Genomic DNA, 19,041 nt, shown 5'->3' on the forward strand with positions numbered 1-19,041 from the left:
TTTATTCCACATAACCTTTCATTTTCAGATAGTCCGCTATCAATTCCACCGCGCCGTCCACACCGGTGGCCGAAGTATTAATCATCAGGGCCTTATTCCTCTTATCCCCCCAGACTTCATCCGTATAATACTGGTAATAATTCCTGCGGATTTTTTCCGTTTTTTTAATCAGCTTGGCTGCCTTCTGCTTATCCTCCATGGAATACAGCCTCATGATCCTCTTGATTTTATCCTGCATATCCGCATAAATGAATATATTCACCACATCCTCCTGATACTCGAGGATTACATCGGCACAGCGGCCCACTACCACACAGGATTCCTCCCGTGTCTTGTTCAGGATTAAGTCAGCCTGCATATCAAAAAGCCTTTCACTCAGGGTATCCGCATCAAAATCATAGGGGATGAAAGACTCCCGGAAAGGACTGGAGGGCTTTTCATCGTTTTCCATCAATTCTTCCACACTGATGCCGCTTTTTCCTGAAATTTCATTCAGGATATTTTTGTCAAGGAAAGTAAACCCCAGCTTTTCGGCCAGCTTTTCACCCACTTCCCGTCCGCCGCTTCCATATTCACGCCCGATGGTAACCGTTACTTTTTTCTTCATACCGAATCCCTCCTTTTCTTTTCCATGCAATTCCCATGCAGTCAGCTTGTTTATTCCCGCGGGCAACAAGCCAAACGGGCACGCCAGCGTGTCCACTTGGCGACTGCCGCGAGGGTCAAATATCCCGCCGTTCACGGCGTTTCAAGTTTGTTGCCCCGTTACTTGCGGCGGGGTATTTGACTCGGAAACCGGTTCCTCCAAATCAGAGGTACAATGACAGCATTTAACCGCATCGGCCGGTATCTCACTTTTACAATAAGGACAGATCTTTGTGACAGGCTTTGCCGGTTCCTCCGCCTTTTTGTTTTTATCCTTCCTGATTCCCAGTTCCGCCAGCTTATTGATACCTTTTACCAGCAGGAAAATCACAAAGGCCATGATAAGGAAATTGATCACCGCAGTCAGGAACGAACCATATTTAATATCCACCCCCCTGACGTTGAGTACAAGGTAACTTAAATCCGTATTGGCAATAAGCCCCAGCAAAGGAGAAATCACATCATTTACCAGTGAATTCACAATTCCCTGGAAGGCGGCTCCCACGATAACACCGACTGCCATATCGATAACATTGCCGCGCATGATGAATTTCTCAAATTCCTTTAATAACTTTTTCATTGCATTTCCCCTTCTCATCCGTAAATATTTCTATATAGTTATTTTAGCATATACAAGCTTTTTCTGCCATGCTTTTCAATCTGGCAATAATAAACACGTTATAGTCCAGCCCGGTACCATAAACGCAGCGAATTAGTCATTGAATTCCTTTACGTAATTTTGTATACTTTTCTCATGGACATCGGATGCGGATACCGCACCGAAAATCAAGTCTGAATATGAGGGGGATATCTTATGTTTAAAAAAATTACGGGGTTGGTACTGGGAATTGCTTTGTTCACTATGTGCCCGCTGACTGCAGCGGCCGCGCCGATGGTTCCGGCGCCGTATACGGCGGATCAGCTGGTAGATTTATCCCGCGCGGCTCTCGCAGGGGTTTCTTCTTATCATGTTGACAGTGTCGAATCTACGGAATTTACGTATCCGGCAACTCCTCAGGCGAATTTTTCCTATGTGGAGACCAGCCAGCTCACCGCAACCCCCAGCTGTATATATTATCAGGTTGTGGAAAGTGTTACCACCGGCGGAAGTACCGAGACAAAAACTGTGGAGCGGTATACCTCTTTTGAGGGAAACACTCTGAAAGAATATACGCATAATAACAATCTGCCCTGGGGTTTTCGCTCCCGCCCTGTTACGCAGAAAGGAGTAACAAGCTTCAGCATGCCGGATTCCTTCAGTCTGCTTAAAAAGAATGCCGGCCAAGCCGCTATTCCGGTCTATACAGACGGAGTCGTATATCAGTTTACCGAACAGGCCTCCAAAGGATCCTCATCGCTTGTTTATACTTTTGATGCTGCTTCCTTGCTTCTTATCGCAATACATGCAGAATTCCCGGGTACACCTGCGAACAATATCAACCGTATGGAGTATGTCATTACCTACAATATGTATGATAACCTGGCAGTTCCGGCAGAAATAGTCAGTGCGGCAATACCTGTTTCTTAAATTTGGTCTAACTTTAACCAGCCAGGGCATAACAAAATCATTATGCCCTGGCTGATTTTTTATTCATCTATATTTTCATGTTAACCATTATAAATAAGTAAATGGAAAGAGTATTATCAATTGGCTATTCCACACTGAATATTTTGTTTTGATATGTAGCAGAATCAACTACGGAAACAACGCAGTTAAGCCATGACAGCTTCTTCTTAATGCTTCTCTGCAATTCCATCATAATCGTTGTCTTCCGTCTTGTCTCGCAGCCGAAATCCCCTTCCAGAAACAGAATAACCAGTATCTGTTTATTCCCTGCTTTAGCTGCCGGAGAAACAAGAACCTCAGCATACTTCGTTAATTCCTCAGCGGAACTGCTGCCGGCAGATTTGGTATAAGCGCCAATCAATCCGCCAATAGTCAATGCTATTTTCTTAGATACTTCTATGTCCAGACTTTCTCTCCCTGTTGTATTGACGGATGTCTTTGAGGTAGTTACCTTTTTATTATCGGGAAATATTCTCCAGTTATTATCTGCTTCATGTCCTTTGCAATTTTTTATTTCAGTCAGTACCAAACGGCCATCTTCCATAGAGATAAAATCCACTCCTTTGGCCTCCGGCAATTGATTCACATAATTTCTGTAAAAATTGCTGTCATCATATTTTTTGACAAAAGAATCTTCCCTGAAACGAAAATGCAGACCGCTTTCTTCAATTATCATATAATATATCTTGCTCCCTCATGTACAGTGCGTCAAATTCTTCCATTATTGAATTATGCTCCAAATCTGAGACACTGGCGGCTGAAGTATATTGAATTCTTTTATCACTGTCTCTGTACAGCGATATAAACTGAATATCTAAATTTTCAGCATTTAGTTTAGGATACGATGAAATCAGATTAAAGCTTTGCTGTACAAAATAATCATGCGTTGTAATAAAAACCTGTACTCCCATTTTGGCCAATTCCAATATTGCTTCAGCCAAATACTGCATCATTTTAGGATTCATATTCGTTTCCGGTTCATCCCAGAAAAATAATGCGTTTTTATCCAGGCTGCCTGATGCTATGAGATATATAATTGTAGCCAGCTTTCTGTACCCTTCTGAAACCAGACCCATTTCAAATTCTCCGGCCCCCTTCATTTTCAGGTAAAATTTCTTGTCTCTCTGAATGATATTGCCATCAATAATTTTTTCAAAGCTTGCCAATACTTTATTTTGTTCTGCAGTATTTGCACCTTTCTTTAAAGGTCTGTCAAGAAGCTTTGTCAAATCATAGTACATCTCCTCAAAATCGATATGATAATCCTCATACAAAGATTGAAAATGTTCCGTAGCAGATATCATTTCTTTAGGAGGCAGATAGATAGGTTCAAATTTTTTGTAATCATTTATATTAATTGCTATATCCGCATGGCGCTCCTGGCGGTTTCCAAACCCAATTGATATATTGCCCTTCTTTTCCAGTCCCAGCGTAAACTCCGTTCTGTTGCTGCCTTGTACTCTGCTTACCAGCCTGCCGAGCTTATCTTCATCCGGCCGAAAAACACCCAGCATTTTTCTGACAATACTATCTTCAATCTGTTCCTGTGTCAGAGTTGAAAAATTTTTTTTACTTAAAGGTTTTAATGACGAATACATCAATTTTAATAATGTCGTTTTACCGGTACTGTTTTCTCCGCTGATAATATTAATATTGGGTGACCATTTAATATCCAGTTTATCAAAAAGCATAAAATTATTTATTTTTAATTCTGTTATCTTCATTCTTTCACCTCTCATCTATTCTATAATATTTTTGACTCTTTTCTTTTTGGATAAACAAATAATCCTTATTTCTATCATTATAGGTTTCCCTTTAAATGAACTAAGGTATAATCAATCTGATTATACCTTAGTTCATGATCGGATACAACTTATTCATATTTCTTTTATCAATCAAGGGCTACTAAGAATATTGTCAAAACCGGTTTAGGAACAGCGTTCTCCGTCTTACAACGCCAGCACCGGATTCAGAATATCCAGGTAAACCCTCGCCTCCGGATCTTCCGAAACCACAGCCCCGTCAACCACCAGTTCCAGCCGGTTAATCCCCTGCAAATCGGCCTCTCCCTCATGCACGCCGCCCGTACTAATCAGCTCCGGAGAACAGAACAGTTCTTTCCCGTCGCCAAACAGCCGTACCCGCATGGAGATACTTTTATCCGCCCTGTCCCAGATTATCGTTTCCCGGTCAAGTATCTTCGGCATCCACGCGTCCATATCGAATCCATACCAGAAAGAAAGACGTCTGTATTGTCCGTCCAGATCCCATGTAATCCTGGTTTTATTCCCCATACTCAGCCCGCGGCTGTAACGCAGATGATCCACGGCAAGCGGCAGCCTGCCGAATGCGGTATCTGCACAGGCATCCTTTTGGGGCACACACCCGTCTGCCGCTTCCAGAACAGACCATGGCAGGTCAGAAAGAAGGATTGTCTCTTCAGGCGCCGGATTCCGTACCGCCTGCTCCGGCCGCGGCAGATGCTCCTGCATATCGGCGGCTCCGAATTCCACAGGGTTTCCATCCCCCTGCACATGGATTTCTAGGAAATCATCCTGCCACAGGATATTCACCTGATTCGAAGTCTCCGTCCATACAGGCCTGCGTGAAAAATACAGCCGGAAGCACAGATTCTTCCCTTTTTCCGTATTTACATGAAACAAATATCCCCTGTCTTTCTTTTTTACCACAATATACTGCCACAGGGATAAAGCTCCCTGCATCCGCATCAGGAAATCATCCCCTCCCGGAATGCAGAACCATTGAGACTCTTCTTCATTCTCCCGGGAGTTCATCACAATTATCACTTCCGGGTAAACAGCATAGTATGCATTTCCATATCCGGTTTCCTGGTAGGCTCCTGAAAGGAATATCTGTGCCTCTTCTCTGTCCATTTCCCCTGCTTTTAGCTTTTCCAGCCCTTCAAAGGCATCCCTGCGGTCCGTAACCAGCGGCAGGTAGAAAAAGCGTGATTCCTTCGGCATGAGTTCAAATCCGTTGCGGATATGGTATACCGGCTCAAAAACCTCGTGCAGGATTCCTCCGGTCCAGGCATCTCCCAGCTCCTCAGGACTCCAGCCTTCATAATCGACCGCCATATGGATTTTTTTCAGGACCTCCTGTTTATTGGGGATCAGCCTGTGGCTGACTATAGCTCTGAACAAGGAAAGTGCCGCCGTTCCCTGGGCAGACCAGGCAAGCCTTCCGTCCGTGCCTCTTTCTATCAGCCAGCTTTCCCCTTCGCAGGAATAATGGGCTGCTCCTATGGATAAGCCGGTCAGCAGCATTTCCGCTGTCATGCAGGCTGTTATCTGCTGTTCGTTTCCCTGCAGATACCCATGGCATTCTCCCGGACGGTCACGGAAGCCGGCGTCATTCCAGTACCAGTTTTCCGGCTGTACTCCTATTTCACAGCAGGCCCCGTCCATCCAGGCCCCAAGGATGGCTCCGAAGCAGGAATAGGCCCCATGGGCATGGTTCTGCTTAAAGGAGAAAATAAAGTAATCGGAATATTCCCTCATTTTATCCATGAAAAACGGGCGTTTTATCATCGCGGCCAGTTCCAGGTTATTCCGGTTTCCATCGGAATAAATAAAGGGGATTCCATATTTGGCACATAAGGCAAGCAGCCGGAAAAAGTATTCATTCCTCCAGTAGACCTCGTCCTTTGTCCCCAGATACTGCTCCACAAACCCTGTGCTCACCAGGTTCCTGCTGTGCTGCATCACGTATTCGATCTCGCACAGGCTGGTAATACAATACTTTCCAAACTGGGTTTCGTGAGGGCCCAGCGCTCCCAGATGCCACAAATAGCCCTTGGCATCCTCATCCATCATATAGCGGATGACCTGATCCGCCTTTGCCTTATAGGAAGCGATCAGCCCCATTCCGGTATAGGCCTTCAAATCTTCCGGCAGCATTTCCCAGACCTCCGCCGGTTCATGCTCACTGTAATCAAAGACGGTAAACCACGGATTCTGCGCATTTATCCTTCTTTTTACCGGCCTTCTTCCATGTTCCATATCGATACAAAAATCCGCGGTCCGTGACCATCTGTCTCCTGCCTTCTCTCTCACTCTGGCAAACCAGCGGCCTCCGTGGGATGGCAGTTCCTCCTTCCGGGGAAAATAATAACCAACCTCCGAATCCTCCAGAATAACGGCTTCCATCCGTCTGGCACCGGCAAACTCTTCATTATCCGCCATCTCCAGAATGTATTCCACAGCCCTGCTGCCCTTCTCTTTAGTCCATTTAAAATGCAGGGCTATATCCGTCAGCCCCTGCCCGGAAAACGGCGCCAGGAAATAGCTTTCCTCTTCCTTTTCCCATAAAGGGAATTCATATTCTTCCAATATCTTCACCTCTTTCAAAGTATCCGCTTTCCCCTGAACCATATCCGGCCATTGCTCCAGGTACAGCGGTGCGTTTTCTTCCAGGGCGTACACCCGAATTTTTGTGCGGACGGGGAAACCCAAATGCCCCATTCCAACACACCAGGGCTGTCCTGTATAAAAATGATCGGCGCATATTTCCCCTCCCCTTTCCATACAGGCGCTTTCCCCGTCATATGTAATTTCCAGAAAGCATTCTTTCCCTCCGGTATTTTCCGGGTAATCCAGGAACAGTTCATATTCCCGAAATCCTTCCCCTTTTCCTGTCTCCTTCCATGAAATCCCGGCTTTTCTTTCTCTGTTCATCCTGATTTCATAGCGGGTAAGCCCCTCACCCGCCACCTTCTGAAAGCCTTCCGGCACCAGCGGCAGCTCCGGGAAAGAATAAAAGGCGGCCGTCTCCTCCTGTTCCGTGAAGGTCCGGCTGAAAAGCACCTTTCCCTCCTGCTCCCGGATGACCCCGGAGGTGAAAAGGAGATAATCCTCTCCCTGCAGCTCTGTCTTCCATGCATCCAGGGCTTCCCTTCTGGTCAGGGTCACAATGCGGTTATCCCCCAAATCCCCCTTGATACGGTACTGCGGATCCGTATCCGAATAAAATACATAGATATTGCCTTTTCTGCGCCTTAACACACACAAAGGGGAAGCCATGGCCGTCACGATTTCCGCATGATCGCCCACCGGCATATGAAAGGGATAGAAAAAATAATCTCCATCCCGTACATTCTCCGCGGGAAAGCAAAGCTCCTCCTCCCCTGCTTTTACCTTCAGACTCACCTGTGCATGGTTTTTCATCGGATACAAGCGCTGATGATTATTGACAAACAGATAGCCTCTGCCGTCCTTTTCACGGACGCAGGTCCGGAGCGTCTGCAAATCTTCCGGATTATCCATCAGCGGTTCGGGAAACCGCGGCTTCATGGCACACAGCTCTTCTCCGAAATCCTGAAGGAAAAGGGCAAGCAGCTTTATTTCCCGGAAGCTTTCCCGTACCTGTCCGTATTCTCCCACAGGTGCGTTGAAATCGTAATTATATTCCGGCAGATCATTCCAGGAACCTGCAGCCTTCGTTTCCTGCAGCGAACTGTATTTCCCCTTCGGATTCATTCCGCCGTGATACATATAATATCCCAGCAGGTTGGCTCCGCAGCCGAGCTTCACCAAAGACATGGCACCCGTATCACTCGCGGAGGGCACCGGCCTTCTGTGTCTGGTGGGCTGCAGCCCTCCTCCCAGCTCCGCTGTCAGGTAAGGATAGTTTCCATCCGCTGTCCGTGCGGTCTCCTTTTTCCCAAAATCGCTTCCGATATTCGAATCATCCCGTTCCGGCGTGAATACGTAATTCCCATTAGGGGGAAGCTTTTCCAGGCTCCTGTCCCAGGGGGCGTCGCAGTATCCTCCCATGACCGGGAGCAGCCCCGCGGTATGGGCGCCTCCCCAGCCGGTAGCGGTCATATAAGGCGCCTTAAGCCCCGCATCCAGGGCCAGTTTTTTCAGAATACGCATATGCGCTTCCCCTTCTTCCCCATCCAGCCCGCCGCAGCAGCCATATTCATTTTCAATCTGTATGCCGATAACAGGACCTCCGTCTTCCCACAGCAGCCCCCGGATCTGTTCCGCCAGTACGGCAAAATAGGTCTTTACCTCCTCCAGATATCCCTTATCATTCGTCCTTGGTTCATAGTCCTTTTCCATGATCCAGTCAGGCAGCCCGCCGTTTCTCACTTCGCCATGGCACCATGGGCCGATCCGCAGGAACACAGGAAGGCCCGCATCCCGCACCGCATGAAGGAAGCCTCTCAGATCCCGGTTCCCGGTAAAGTCATATTCCCCTTTCTTCTCCTCATGGTGGATCCAGAAAATATAGGAAGAGACAATCGTCACTCCGCCCGCTTTCATTTTAGCCAGGGCTTCCGGCCAGAGCTTCTTCGGATAACGGGAATAATGGAGTTCCCCCATAACCGGAAACCAGGGCTTCCCGTTTTTCAAAAGGAAGTCACTGTTATAAGAATAGCTGCTTTTTTCTTCATTCATCCTTTTTCTCCTGCTCCTCTGTCTGTTTGAGAAAAAAGGATACCCTCCGGTAATCTTTTACCTTCCGGTACCCTTTTTTTATTCCCATTTCCGTTCTTATTTTAATTCATCATCCGGCAAGCTCCGTTTACTGTGCGGCAAACGCTTCATACTGCGTCTTCATCGCTTCGGTCACCTTATCAAGGCCGGCTGCTTCCAGCTTTGATTTGAATTCATTGAATTTAGCTTCTGTATTATCCCCGTAAATTCCCAGGGAAAAGCTGTATTCATACTCGTCCACAATGGAATTAACTACGGAAAGCTCCGTGGCTACGGAAGAGGAATCAAAGGTAAAGCCCGCTACTTCGGCGAACAGCTCCCTGGAATCAATGCTCTCGGTAATCGCCAGCCTTCTTTCATCAGTCCCTGCCATAACCGGTTCATCCGCACGGTTCAGAGCCCATGCCCAGCTGTTCCAGCTGTAATTTTCTGCAGCGTCCAGTACCTCCCGCTGTCCTTCTTCATTCAGATCCCAGTGCTCTCCCCGGATGCCTCCCAGCATGGTACGGTTCAGATCCACATCGCTCTTCATATAATCCAGTACAAGTGCGGCCCTCTCCGGCTGCTTGGAATTTGTTGCGATAGCAATCATATCCCCGTTATAACGGCTTCTTGCCATATGGATGTCAGGAGACACATCGTAAACCGCAAAGGTTCCCAGACCCGCCTTCTCCATTTTTTCCCCGGCATCAATAGCGGAGAAGTTCCAGCCGATACATCCGGAGGTTCCGTTTTCAAAATAGGCAGTAGCATCGTTTGTGTCATTAATGGCATCTTTGGACCATACGCCGGCTTTCGCCAGTTCAGCCATCTCTTTGGCATATTCCAGATATAAATCGGAGGTATACAGATAAATGACGGAATCCCATGCAGGAAGCTCTTCTTTATTTTCCGCATTATAGAAATAATCAAAGCCTTCCGTAAAATAGTCATAGCCCTTTGCCTGTAAATAAGGTTCCAGTGTCTGATTTCTGTTGGCATTGGTGTTCAGGGCAATCACACCTGTTTCTCCCTGTACCTTCGCCAGCTCCGTCAAAAATTCCTTAAAGGTTTCCCAGTCCTCAGGCTCGGTGAGACCGTATTTGTCGATCAGATCTTTTCTGGCTACGATAAAGTCATAATTACTGAAGGACGCATTTCCCTTCGGCACCGCATAAAGCTTATCCCCGATTTTTGCCTGTTCCCAGCTTACCTCCGGCTGCTGCTCATAAGTATAAGGCAGATATTTCTGCACGAAATCCATATCCAGTTCCTTAAACGCGCCCTTGGCAGCCTCTTCATTATAATAGCACCAGGATGCGGTATAAATCAGATCCACATCCTCGCCGCCTGCCAGCACCAGGGAATACTTGGTCTGATAATCACTCCAGTTCAGAAATTTGATTTCCAGCGTGGTATTCAGGTTGGGAATCAGATATTTGTTATTGGCTTCTTCCAGAACCTTGTCCATATCCGCCGGCGCATCTCCCAGCACATACAGGACTACATTCTTTCTTTCCGCCAGATCATAGCCTTTTCCGTAATAAGGGCTTTTTTCCGAAATTCCTTCGTCGCTTCCTTCCGCCTGTACGGATTCCGCGGCGGGTGAAGAGGCTGTTCCCTCCTTCGTACTGTCCGGCGCGCTGCTTCCGCATGCGCATAAACCTGCTGCCATCACCGCTGCCAGAAATACCGACAGCCTTTTTGTCCATTTGTTTTTCATAGCTTGCTCCTTTTCTGCGCGCTTTGGCGCACTCCCATTGTGCTTAACCCTTAACCGCCCCAATCGTCATTCCTTTTACAAAATATTTCTGAAGGAACGGATACAATAAAATAATCGGCCCGGTGGCAATCACCGTCATAGCGAGCTTCAGCCCTTCCGTAGGCACCTGCCCCACCTGCATTCCCGTCATAGCCGCAATCCTCTTGAGCGCTTCCGAACTGTTCAGTATGTTCTGAAGCGTATACTGAAGATTCCAGGTTCCTCCGGTACTCATGAACAGCATACAGTTATACCAGTCATTCCAGTAGGTAAGCGCCGTAAACAGCCCGATTGTCGCTATCAGCGGCTTTGCCGTAGGCAGAATTATTTTCCAGAAAATATAGAAATCCCCGGCCCCGTCAACCTTGGCCGCCTCCGTCAGCTCGAAGGGTATCCCCTTCATGAAGCTTTTGGCAATAATCATATTCCAGACAGAAAAAAGGCATGGCAGAATCAGGGAATAAATATGGTTATTAAATTTAAAGAACTTGGAACACATCAGATACCAGGGCACCAGGCCGCCGCTGAACAAGGTGGTAAAGAAGAAAAAGAAGGATATCTTATTTCTCCAGGGAAAATCCGGCCTTGCCAGTACATACCCTGTCATCGCGGACAGCAGAACCGCCGTTATCGCCCCAACCACTGTTACAAAAATGGTAATCCCATACGCCTGCACCAGGGTATCCGGGCTTTTGAAAGCCATTTTATAAGCCTCAAGAGAAAAGTTTTTGGCTGTCAGAAAAAAACTGTAGCCTTCTGTGAGAATCGTACTCTCTTTGGTAAAGGATCCCACCAGCACCAGATAAAACGGCAGTAAGCACACAACGGCAAATACAGCCACCAGCACATAGGCAATTCCCAGGAAAATCCGTTCATCCTTTCCTTTCTTTACTTTCATGTTTATACCTCCTGTCCGCTCCGGCGGACATTCCTTCTATATGGGAAACGTCCTTTGTTTCAGACTTCCTCTTCCTATCCATTCTTGACTGCTGTTATCCTTTTAAAACAACGTGTAATCCGGATCTACCTTTTTCACCAGCCAGTTAACCGACACAATCGTAACAAAACATAACACGGACTGATAAAAGCCTGCTGCCGCAGACATGCCGATATTCGGCGATGTAATAAGCGAGCGGTAAACAAAGGTATCAATCACATCCGAGGTTTCCAGCAGCAGCTGGTTGTTTCCCACAAGCTGGTAAAACATACCGAAATCACCCCGGAATATATTTCCCACAGACAAAAGGAACATGATAAAAATAGTAGGCTTCAGGCCGGGAATGGTAATATACCTTATCTTCTGCCAGATGCTGGCGCCGTCTATGGATGCCGCTTCAAACATTTCCTGGCTCAGCCCTGCAATAGCGGCCAGATAAACCACCGTCCCGTAGCCGGTCTGCTTCCAGATCCTGATCGCCACCATGATGACGGGCCACTGCCTGATCTGCTGGTAAATGCTGAAATCCTCAATTCCAAAATGGGCCAGGACATTGCTCAATACACCGTTCTGCCCGAAAATATTGAGCATAATGGTGGAAACCACCACCCAGGAAATAAAATAAGGAAGAAACATAAAAGCCTGGGTAACCTTTTTAAAGGTTTTCTTCGTTATCTCACTGAGCATCACGGCGAAGCCCACTTCAAAAATAATCCCGAATACAATAAATGCAAGATTATAAAGGAGGGTATTGCGTGTCAGCGCCCACAGCTTGCCGGAAATCTTCAGATATTCAAAATTCTTGAAGCCGCACCAGGGACTTCCCAGGATCCCTCCGTTGTAATTGTAATCCTTAAAGGCTATGGTTATCCCGAACATGGGGATATAACTGAATATCACCACATAAAGCAAAGCCGGAAGCAGCATACACAGCAGCGTGCGGTTCTTTCGTACCTGCCCCCAAAATCCTTTTCTTTTCATTTACACACTTCCTCTCCGGGTCTGTGACTGTTCTCTTGTCTACACCGTCATTATAAGGATTCTGTCTTTCTCTTCTCAATAGTAAAAAGACACACCGTCTGGAATAATTCCCGAAATGATTAGTAAATTCTTAGACTGGTAGTAAATTCTTCCACTCACCCCCGGATTTCTGGAAACCAGGGATTTCTTATGCTACAATGTGCATTATAAAAGATATAGGAAACGTTCTTTTTTCCGGGGGGAATAGTTATGATTCTGTTATTGGTAGACGATGAATTTCATGTAAGAAAAAAGCTTCTGCACAAAATTGACTGGGAAGCGCTGGGCATTGATACCCTGCTGGAAGCGGAAGACGGAGAAAGCGGATACGAAACCGCAAAACGCCGGAAAATAGATATTCTCATTTCAGACATCCGTATGCCGCGGATGGACGGTATCGAAATGGCGGGGAAAATCCGGGAACTGTATCCCGACTGTGTCATTCTCTTTTTAAGCGGCTACTCCGACAAGGAATATCTGCGTTCCGCAATTTCCCTCCACGCCCTTTCGTATATAGACAAGCCGGTATCGCCGGAACAGGTGGTATCCGCAGTAAGGGAAGCGGTTGACTACTGTAATAACATGCAGAATTCCACCGTATTTGCCGCCAAAATCAAGGAGGCCCGGCTGGTGCGGCTGCTCTGCTCACCCAGGCCCGGAGAAGAACAGCTTACTTCTCTGCTGAAGGACTGCGGCCTCTCTCCGCTTTCTTTTTCAGACTCCCGCACCCTGCTGCTGCAGAGTCTTTCCGCCGACGGCATACCGGCCGGGCTCATGGAACATGCGGACGAGCTTTTCGCCCAAAGCGGCCTGCGGTATATTATGGGGGATTATCACGATAACTTCCTGGTCATCCATCTGCTGTCCGGCGAGGAACAGCTGGTTTCAGACCTCTCCCGCCCCTTCCTGCGCTCTCTCCTGCAAAGGCTCTCCTATCTGCTGAAAAACCAGTCCTATTTTATAGCAGTAGGTGTGCTGGCCGAGAATCTGCATGAGCTGTATCATTCCTATCAGTCCGCGGTAATCAGCCTGCAGCAGAATTTTTTCCTGGGAATGAATTCCATCTCCTTCGCAGGGGAATCTGACGCTTCCGGCTATACTCCCGATGATAATTTCCGAAAGGGCCTGTTAAGCTGTGTAAAGCAAAAAGACGCGGAGGGCTGCTTCCGCCTGCTGGATTCCCTTTATGCCGCCTATCAAAGCCACCCATCCGGCCTGATTAGCATGGTGCGGGAAGATTATTATGCCTGCCTCTCCCAGCTGTTCCAGCACTGTCTGGCCCACCGCATCGATTTCCAGTCCGCCAGCAGCCAACAGCTGTGGGACGTCATTTCCTCCGCCCATACCCTGAAGGAGCTTCATGCCATCGCCGTGAATCTGTACCAGTCCTATTTTGATTTTGTCAGAGAAAACAGGGAAGAAGCTTCCGTATCCGGAAATATACGGAGGCTGGTGGAGGAAAACTACGGGAATCCTTCCCTGGGACTGCAGTTCTTAAGTGAAAACCTGAAGCTGTCCCAATCCTATATCAGCCAGCTGTTCAAGCAGGAAACCGGGACTACCATCAACCAGTATATTATTTCCTTCCGCATTGACATGGCGTCCTCCCAGCTGCTGAAAAGTGATCGGAAGATAGCAGATATCGCCTTAAGCTGCGGCTTTCCGGATCAGAACTATTTTACAAAGCTCTTCAAAAAATGTACCGGGATGACCCCGTCCGAATACAGGGGATATGTATAAAAAGAGGTGACTGGAATGAAATTTATCCGCAAATGCAAGCTTTTTTACCTGTATGACATGAAGATGGAATATAAGCTGCTGCTTTCCCATCTCACCCTCTCCGTCCTCGCCATCCTCCTGCTGACCACGCTTTTATACACCAATTCCGCAGGCATCCTGGAACATAAGCTTTTAAATTCCGCGGAGGCCACCTCGGAAAAAATCATTTTGTCCCTGGAAAATATCATCCAGAAATACGATAACATGACCTACAGCTTTTCCATGATGGAAACGGTAACGGATATCTATTCCCATCCCGGCCCGGATTACGATTACAGCAGCATACGCAAGGATCGAACGGATTTTGAAAACGCCATGTTTTCCTGTATTCCCGTGCAGATACGCAACTCAGTCCCTGACTGCGATATCCGGGTATATTTCCAGGATTCCTTTCCCTATTTCAATAACGCCAGCCGCTATTTCACCTATTCCTCCATCGAAGAAGAGGACTGGTTCAAGCGGGTATACAGCACCTACCGACAAAACCGCTCCTCCTTTTTTATCCTTTCCTCCCAGGAGCTGTCCGGGGAAAAAAGTGAGGATACCCCTTATATGTCCATCGCGCGGGTTATGCCGGATAAAAATTACTACCCCTCCCCCCTCGCCATTCTGAGGCTGGATTTTCCGGAAAGCTATCTGAACGAAGCCATCAACCCCAATAATTTCGACAACGCGCTCACCTTCCTTGTTTCCGACGAAACAAACCGGTTGGTCTCCCTTTCCAGCGCCTCCACGGAATCCCTTTACCGTGAGCTTACCCTTTCCCGGCCTGTCCCGGACAGTGACACCCTGGATTCCTGGCACAGATACCGGCTGGATGGCACCGATTATTTCGTTATCCGCCAGACGCTGCCTTCCTATCCGCTCACCCTGATCACCATGCTTCCCTCCAAAAGCCTGTTGAGCGAATACTACCTCCACCGGAACTTTACCTTCCTTATCGGCGGGATCCTGCTGGTTTTCTGCCTGTTTTTATCCACCGTCCTTGCCAAAACCATGTCCGGACGTATTATCCGTCTCACTTCCCGCATGAAGCAGGTAAAGAAGGGGGAATTGATTTCCCTGCCCTCCTCCATCATCCAGGGAAAAGATGAAATAGGAGAACTCACCAGCACCTATAACTACATGATTCACGCCATGGAGGACTTGATCGAAAAAGAATACCTTCTCGGCCAGGAGACTAAAAATGCGGAGCTGAAAATACTGCAGGCCCAGATAAATCCCCACTTTCTCTATAATACGCTGGACATGATCCAGTGGTTTGCGGAAGAAGGCATGCTGTCCCAGATCGAAGAATCCGTTTCTTCCCTCGCCACCTTCTACCGCCTCAGCTTAAGCAACGGAAAAGAATTTATTTCCCTCCGGGAGGAAATGGAGCATGTGCGTTCCTATATCCGCCTGCAGAAACTGCGTTTCCCGGATACCTTCCTGTATGAAGAGGAACTGGACGAAGGGCTGCTCGATTATCTGCTTCCCAAAACGACCCTGCAGCCTCTGGTGGAAAATGCCATCACCCACGGCCTTCAGGAAAGCAAGCGGATACCCGGACACCTGCTCATTAAAATAGAAAAGGAGGAAGGAAAAAATATCCGGATCAGCATCCTGGACGACGGTGCCGGGATGAAGAATCCCCCGCGGCCTACCCCGAACAGCGGCACTTCCCGGGAAAACAGCGGGCACGGCTTCGGCATTCCCAACGTATCCTCCCGTCTCACCCTGCTTTACGGGCCTGGCTATGGAGTGGTCTTTGAACAAAATATCCCGGAAGGAACCATTGCCATCGTGCGGATTCCTATCCCGGAAAGCGTATAGAGAAAAACCTTCCTGACAGATAAACCTCTCCTGTGTTATACTGAATCTAGTTTACTACCGATGAAAGGTCCGATTTCCATGAAGAATAAACAACTCCGCCTCCTTCTGCCGCTATGCATCCTGTTATTATGCTGTCTGGCAGGTATCCTCTGCTTCTTTCGCAGCCGCGCACAGGAAACCTTCCTTCAGCTGTCCGAATTAAACGAGGCGGCCAAGGAGGAAAAAGATACAGCGGTCAATCCTTATTTTGACTTAAGCGTCCCAACCTATATAACCAGGTTTCAGGACACCTATTTTCTGGTGGACTGCTACCATGATGAAATCATCTACAGCGATTCCCTCTCCCGGCCGTTAAATGAATGGGATGTCATGACCGATGAAATCAGCCGGGGACATACCATCGCCAGTGACGGAGAGGTCTATCTGGCAGACGATACGGAAAACCACCGGATCCTGGTGTTTGAAAAAGAAGACGGGAAATTCCTCCACACCCAGACTTTTTCCGATATCGGTGTCCGGCCCCATTATATCGTTTATGATGAGAAAACCCGCTGTTTTTATGTTCTAAGCTCCATGACCGGGGAGCTCTACGTTTTCACCAGGGAAAAGGATTCCACCCGGATGGCGCTGAAGGATGTCCGCTCCATCGAAAAGCTGAATGGGATCTACGTCCGCTCATTTACCATTATGGGAGATGAAATATACTTTGTTTCCGGCAACTCCACCATTATCCGCGCCCGCCTTAAGGATCTGAAAATCCTGGAGGAATATCCCGTCCCTCCCGAAATTGCAGGCATGGTGCAGCTGACTAAAATCCAGGATTATTTTTATATAACGGTCTCTACAGACGCGGATTTCAACCAGGATTACGCTACCTTTATCCGGACAAAGGATCTGCATTCCCTGGCCGGCGGGGATTATGAGGATATCTATTCTTATTTTATCGGCGGGGGAACGCCCTACTATATCACCTCTTTTGACGGCCATTATTACCTCACGGAGCACAGGCTCCCCGGTCATTCTGTGTGGCAGTTTGATGTGGAGGATAATGAGATTGTAAATGTGATATCGGTTTACTAAGTAAATCTGGCCTGCGAAGCGGATATTTCAAGATATACCGCAGCAATTACCGGTATCGAATTTAATTAGCCGAAAGATAAAACCAGCCTCATGCCTTCCCGTCATCAAAAAAGGAAAAACGCATGAAGCTGGTTTATTTATTCCGCTTAATTTTTCAGTGATTTCCAAGTACATCCTTCAGCAGTTCTTTCCCCTGATAAGCGGTTCGCACTTCCTCAAGCATATCCCTGTAAAAAGCTGCCGCCGCCTCTCTTCTCTCCTTTGCCAGCTCTTCTCCCCGCTTTGTAAAGAAACGTGAATACAGCTTTTCCAGCTTACGCCTGTATTCCCTGAAAAAGCTTTCTTCCTCATCCTCCGTACCATCCGAAACAGAACCATCACTTTGAAGGGTATAGAGCGGCTGCCCCATCTTCCCTTTATAAAGCAGGGTTCTGGCTATGCCGACCGCCCCCGTCACATCCAGCTTATCCGCGTCAAACAATATTTTGGCTTCTATGGATTCCGGCGGATTGTCCGAACGGTACCGGTGGGCTGCAACAGCCTGCTTCACCCGCAGCGCCCGTTCCTGCGTCCAGCCGGCACCCACCAGAAAAGCATACGCTTTATCGCCGCCGACCCGTGCATGGCAAAGCCCGGGATTTTCAAACTGTTCTTTTCTTCCGATATCATGCAGCAGACAGGATGTTATCAGAATTTCATAATCCACATCCGGCTCCGGCTTTGCTATCTCCAGAGCATAATACAACACCCGGTATACATGCTCCTTATCATGGGCGCTGTCGTTCATACAGGACAGCATATAAGCTTCTGTTTTTTCATAATCCTTTACAGTCATACCCTTCTTATCTCCATTTTCTCCCATCTGCCAGTCCTCCGCCTATCTCTCAGCCACGCCTTCCGGTTCCTGCACTTTCGCTTCCCCTGCCGGCCCGTTGACAATCATGATTCCTGCACAGACCAGAAGCAGGGCCGCCACACCCGCAAGCCCGAAAGCCTGTCCGCTCTCTCCCAGGAAAATGGCGGAAAGCAGCACTCCGAATACCGGGTTCATAAATCCGAATACCGCCACTCTGGCTACCGGATTATATTTCAGGAGGATTCCCCACAAAGTATAAGCTGCCGCGGAAATAAAGCCCATATATAAAAGCAGCAGCCAGCCCGACGCGCTTACGGCCCCCACATGCACGCGCCCGCCCATGGCAAGCCCGAAGCCTGTGAGAAGAATTCCTCCGCAGAGGAACTGGTATCCGCTTAAGGTCACCGGGTTCTCCTCCTGGGAATACCTTTTAATCAATGCGGAAGAAAAGGCATAACTCACCGCCGACAGGAATATAAAGCCTTCTCCCAGAAAGGATAAATTCATGTCCAGGCTGCCGCCGCTGACATTGATGAGCACGACACCCGCAAAGCCCACCAGACAGCCCAGCACTTTTTTTACCGACAGCTTTTCCATATGGAATACGGCTACTGCCACTACTATGGAAAGAAATACATTGGAAGCTCCGATAATGGAAGATTTAACCCCTGTGGTATGGGCCAGGCCGATATAAAAGAAAATATACTGGCCTACCGTCTGTACCATGGAAAGCTTGCCGACCATAAGCAGATTCTTTTTTGCAGGCCGCAGCCATTTTCCCTGAAGCAGGCTTCCGAACAGAATCACCAGGATACCCGCCAGGGTAAACCGCATTCCGGCGAATACGATCTGTGAGGTGCTGTCCGAAGCTCCTATGGAAAACAGGCTGTAGCCTATTTTAATACAGGGAAAAGCGCTGCCCCATAAAAAGCAGCAAATAAGGGCGCAGAAAAATACCACGCCCGTTTTCGTCATTTTCGTTTTTTCAGAAGAGGAATTCATTGGCCAGAGGCTCCTTTTTATCATTACTTACTTTGTCTGTCCCGTTTTTTGCCGCAAAGGCCGGGACAGCCATTCCTTTATACCTTACTTCCTTTCTGCTGATTTTGCAAGCCGCTTTTTATCTGCTGCTGCCGTTTT

General features: G+C 47.8%; 14 protein-coding genes. 4 read left to right on the plus strand and 10 right to left on the minus strand.

Translation table 11 applies throughout. The features are described from left to right. Nucleotide 1: 1 nt before the first annotated feature. Nucleotides 2-607 (minus strand): cytidylate kinase-like family protein, encoded by a 606-nt coding sequence (locus BLA28_RS02525; RefSeq protein WP_009251134.1) that lies wholly within the window; start codon nt 605-607, stop codon nt 2-4. A 141-nt stretch (nt 608-748) separates the two neighbouring features. Continuing rightward, entirely contained in the window at nt 749-1,225 is a 477-nt protein-coding gene (gene mscL / locus BLA28_RS02530; protein WP_069155894.1) for a large conductance mechanosensitive channel protein MscL, read from the minus strand. 234 nt (nt 1,226-1,459) lie between these two features. Here mscL and BLA28_RS02535 point away from each other — a divergent pair, with 234 nt between their 5' ends. Next, nucleotides 1,460-2,173, plus strand: a complete 714-nt coding sequence (locus BLA28_RS02535) for a hypothetical protein (protein WP_069151932.1) — start codon at nt 1,460-1,462, stop codon at nt 2,171-2,173. Between the two features lie 124 nt (nt 2,174-2,297). Here BLA28_RS02535 and BLA28_RS02540 read toward each other — a convergent pair whose 3' ends face one another. The 6 genes from BLA28_RS02540 to BLA28_RS02565 all read right to left on the minus strand — a co-directional run bounded on the left by BLA28_RS02540 (nt 2,298) and on the right by BLA28_RS02565 (nt 12,335). Next, nucleotides 2,298-2,888 (minus strand): DUF6661 family protein, encoded by a 591-nt coding sequence (locus tag BLA28_RS02540; protein ID WP_069155895.1) that lies wholly within the window; start codon nt 2,886-2,888, stop codon nt 2,298-2,300. Next, nucleotides 2,878-3,936, minus strand: coding sequence for an AAA family ATPase (locus BLA28_RS02545; RefSeq protein ID WP_069151930.1), 1,059 nt, complete (start codon nt 3,934-3,936; stop codon nt 2,878-2,880). The genes BLA28_RS02540 and BLA28_RS02545 overlap by 11 nt, the downstream gene beginning before the upstream one ends. 225 nt (nt 3,937-4,161) lie before the next feature. Further along, the gene (locus BLA28_RS02550) at nt 4,162-8,637 is read right to left on the minus strand and encodes a beta-galactosidase (RefSeq protein ID WP_071698875.1); all 4,476 of its coding nucleotides are present in this window, start codon (nt 8,635-8,637) and stop codon (nt 4,162-4,164) included. Nucleotides 8,638-8,764: 127 nt separating this feature from the next. Further along, entirely contained in the window at nt 8,765-10,378 is a 1,614-nt protein-coding gene (locus tag BLA28_RS02555; RefSeq protein ID WP_071698876.1) for an ABC transporter substrate-binding protein, read from the minus strand. Between the two features lie 43 nt (nt 10,379-10,421). Next, nucleotides 10,422-11,315, minus strand: coding sequence for a carbohydrate ABC transporter permease (locus BLA28_RS02560; protein WP_069155898.1), 894 nt, complete (start codon nt 11,313-11,315; stop codon nt 10,422-10,424). 102 nt (nt 11,316-11,417) lie between these two features. After that, the gene (locus BLA28_RS02565; RefSeq protein WP_044969286.1) at nt 11,418-12,335 is read right to left on the minus strand and encodes an ABC transporter permease; all 918 of its coding nucleotides are present in this window, start codon (nt 12,333-12,335) and stop codon (nt 11,418-11,420) included. A gap of 249 nt (nt 12,336-12,584) precedes the next feature. Here BLA28_RS02565 and BLA28_RS02570 point away from each other — a divergent pair, with 249 nt between their 5' ends. The 3 genes from BLA28_RS02570 (at nt 12,585) to BLA28_RS02580 (ending at nt 17,045) form a co-directional block, all read left to right on the plus strand. Beyond that, complete coding sequence (locus tag BLA28_RS02570) at nt 12,585-14,114, plus strand: helix-turn-helix domain-containing protein (protein WP_069155899.1); 1,530 nt, start codon at nt 12,585-12,587, stop codon at nt 14,112-14,114. 15 nt (nt 14,115-14,129) lie between these two features. Beyond that, complete coding sequence (locus BLA28_RS02575; protein ID WP_069155900.1) at nt 14,130-15,965, plus strand: sensor histidine kinase; 1,836 nt, start codon at nt 14,130-14,132, stop codon at nt 15,963-15,965. A 78-nt stretch (nt 15,966-16,043) separates the two neighbouring features. Beyond that, the gene (locus BLA28_RS02580; RefSeq protein ID WP_069155901.1) at nt 16,044-17,045 is read left to right on the plus strand and encodes an NHL repeat-containing protein; all 1,002 of its coding nucleotides are present in this window, start codon (nt 16,044-16,046) and stop codon (nt 17,043-17,045) included. Nucleotides 17,046-17,199: 154 nt separating this feature from the next. Here the strand turns inward: BLA28_RS02580 and BLA28_RS02585 are convergent, their stop codons facing one another. Continuing rightward, complete coding sequence (locus BLA28_RS02585; RefSeq protein ID WP_176726799.1) at nt 17,200-17,907, minus strand: HD domain-containing protein; 708 nt, start codon at nt 17,905-17,907, stop codon at nt 17,200-17,202. Nucleotides 17,908-17,922: 15 nt separating this feature from the next. Continuing rightward, a complete protein-coding gene (locus BLA28_RS02590) occupies nt 17,923-18,903 on the minus strand; it encodes a DMT family transporter (RefSeq protein ID WP_069155902.1) in 981 nt (326 codons plus the stop codon). Nucleotides 18,904-19,041 lie beyond the last annotated feature (138 nt).

Source organism: Eisenbergiella tayi (assembly GCF_001881565.1).
Taxonomy (GTDB): Bacteria; Bacillota; Clostridia; order Lachnospirales; family Lachnospiraceae; genus Eisenbergiella; species Eisenbergiella tayi.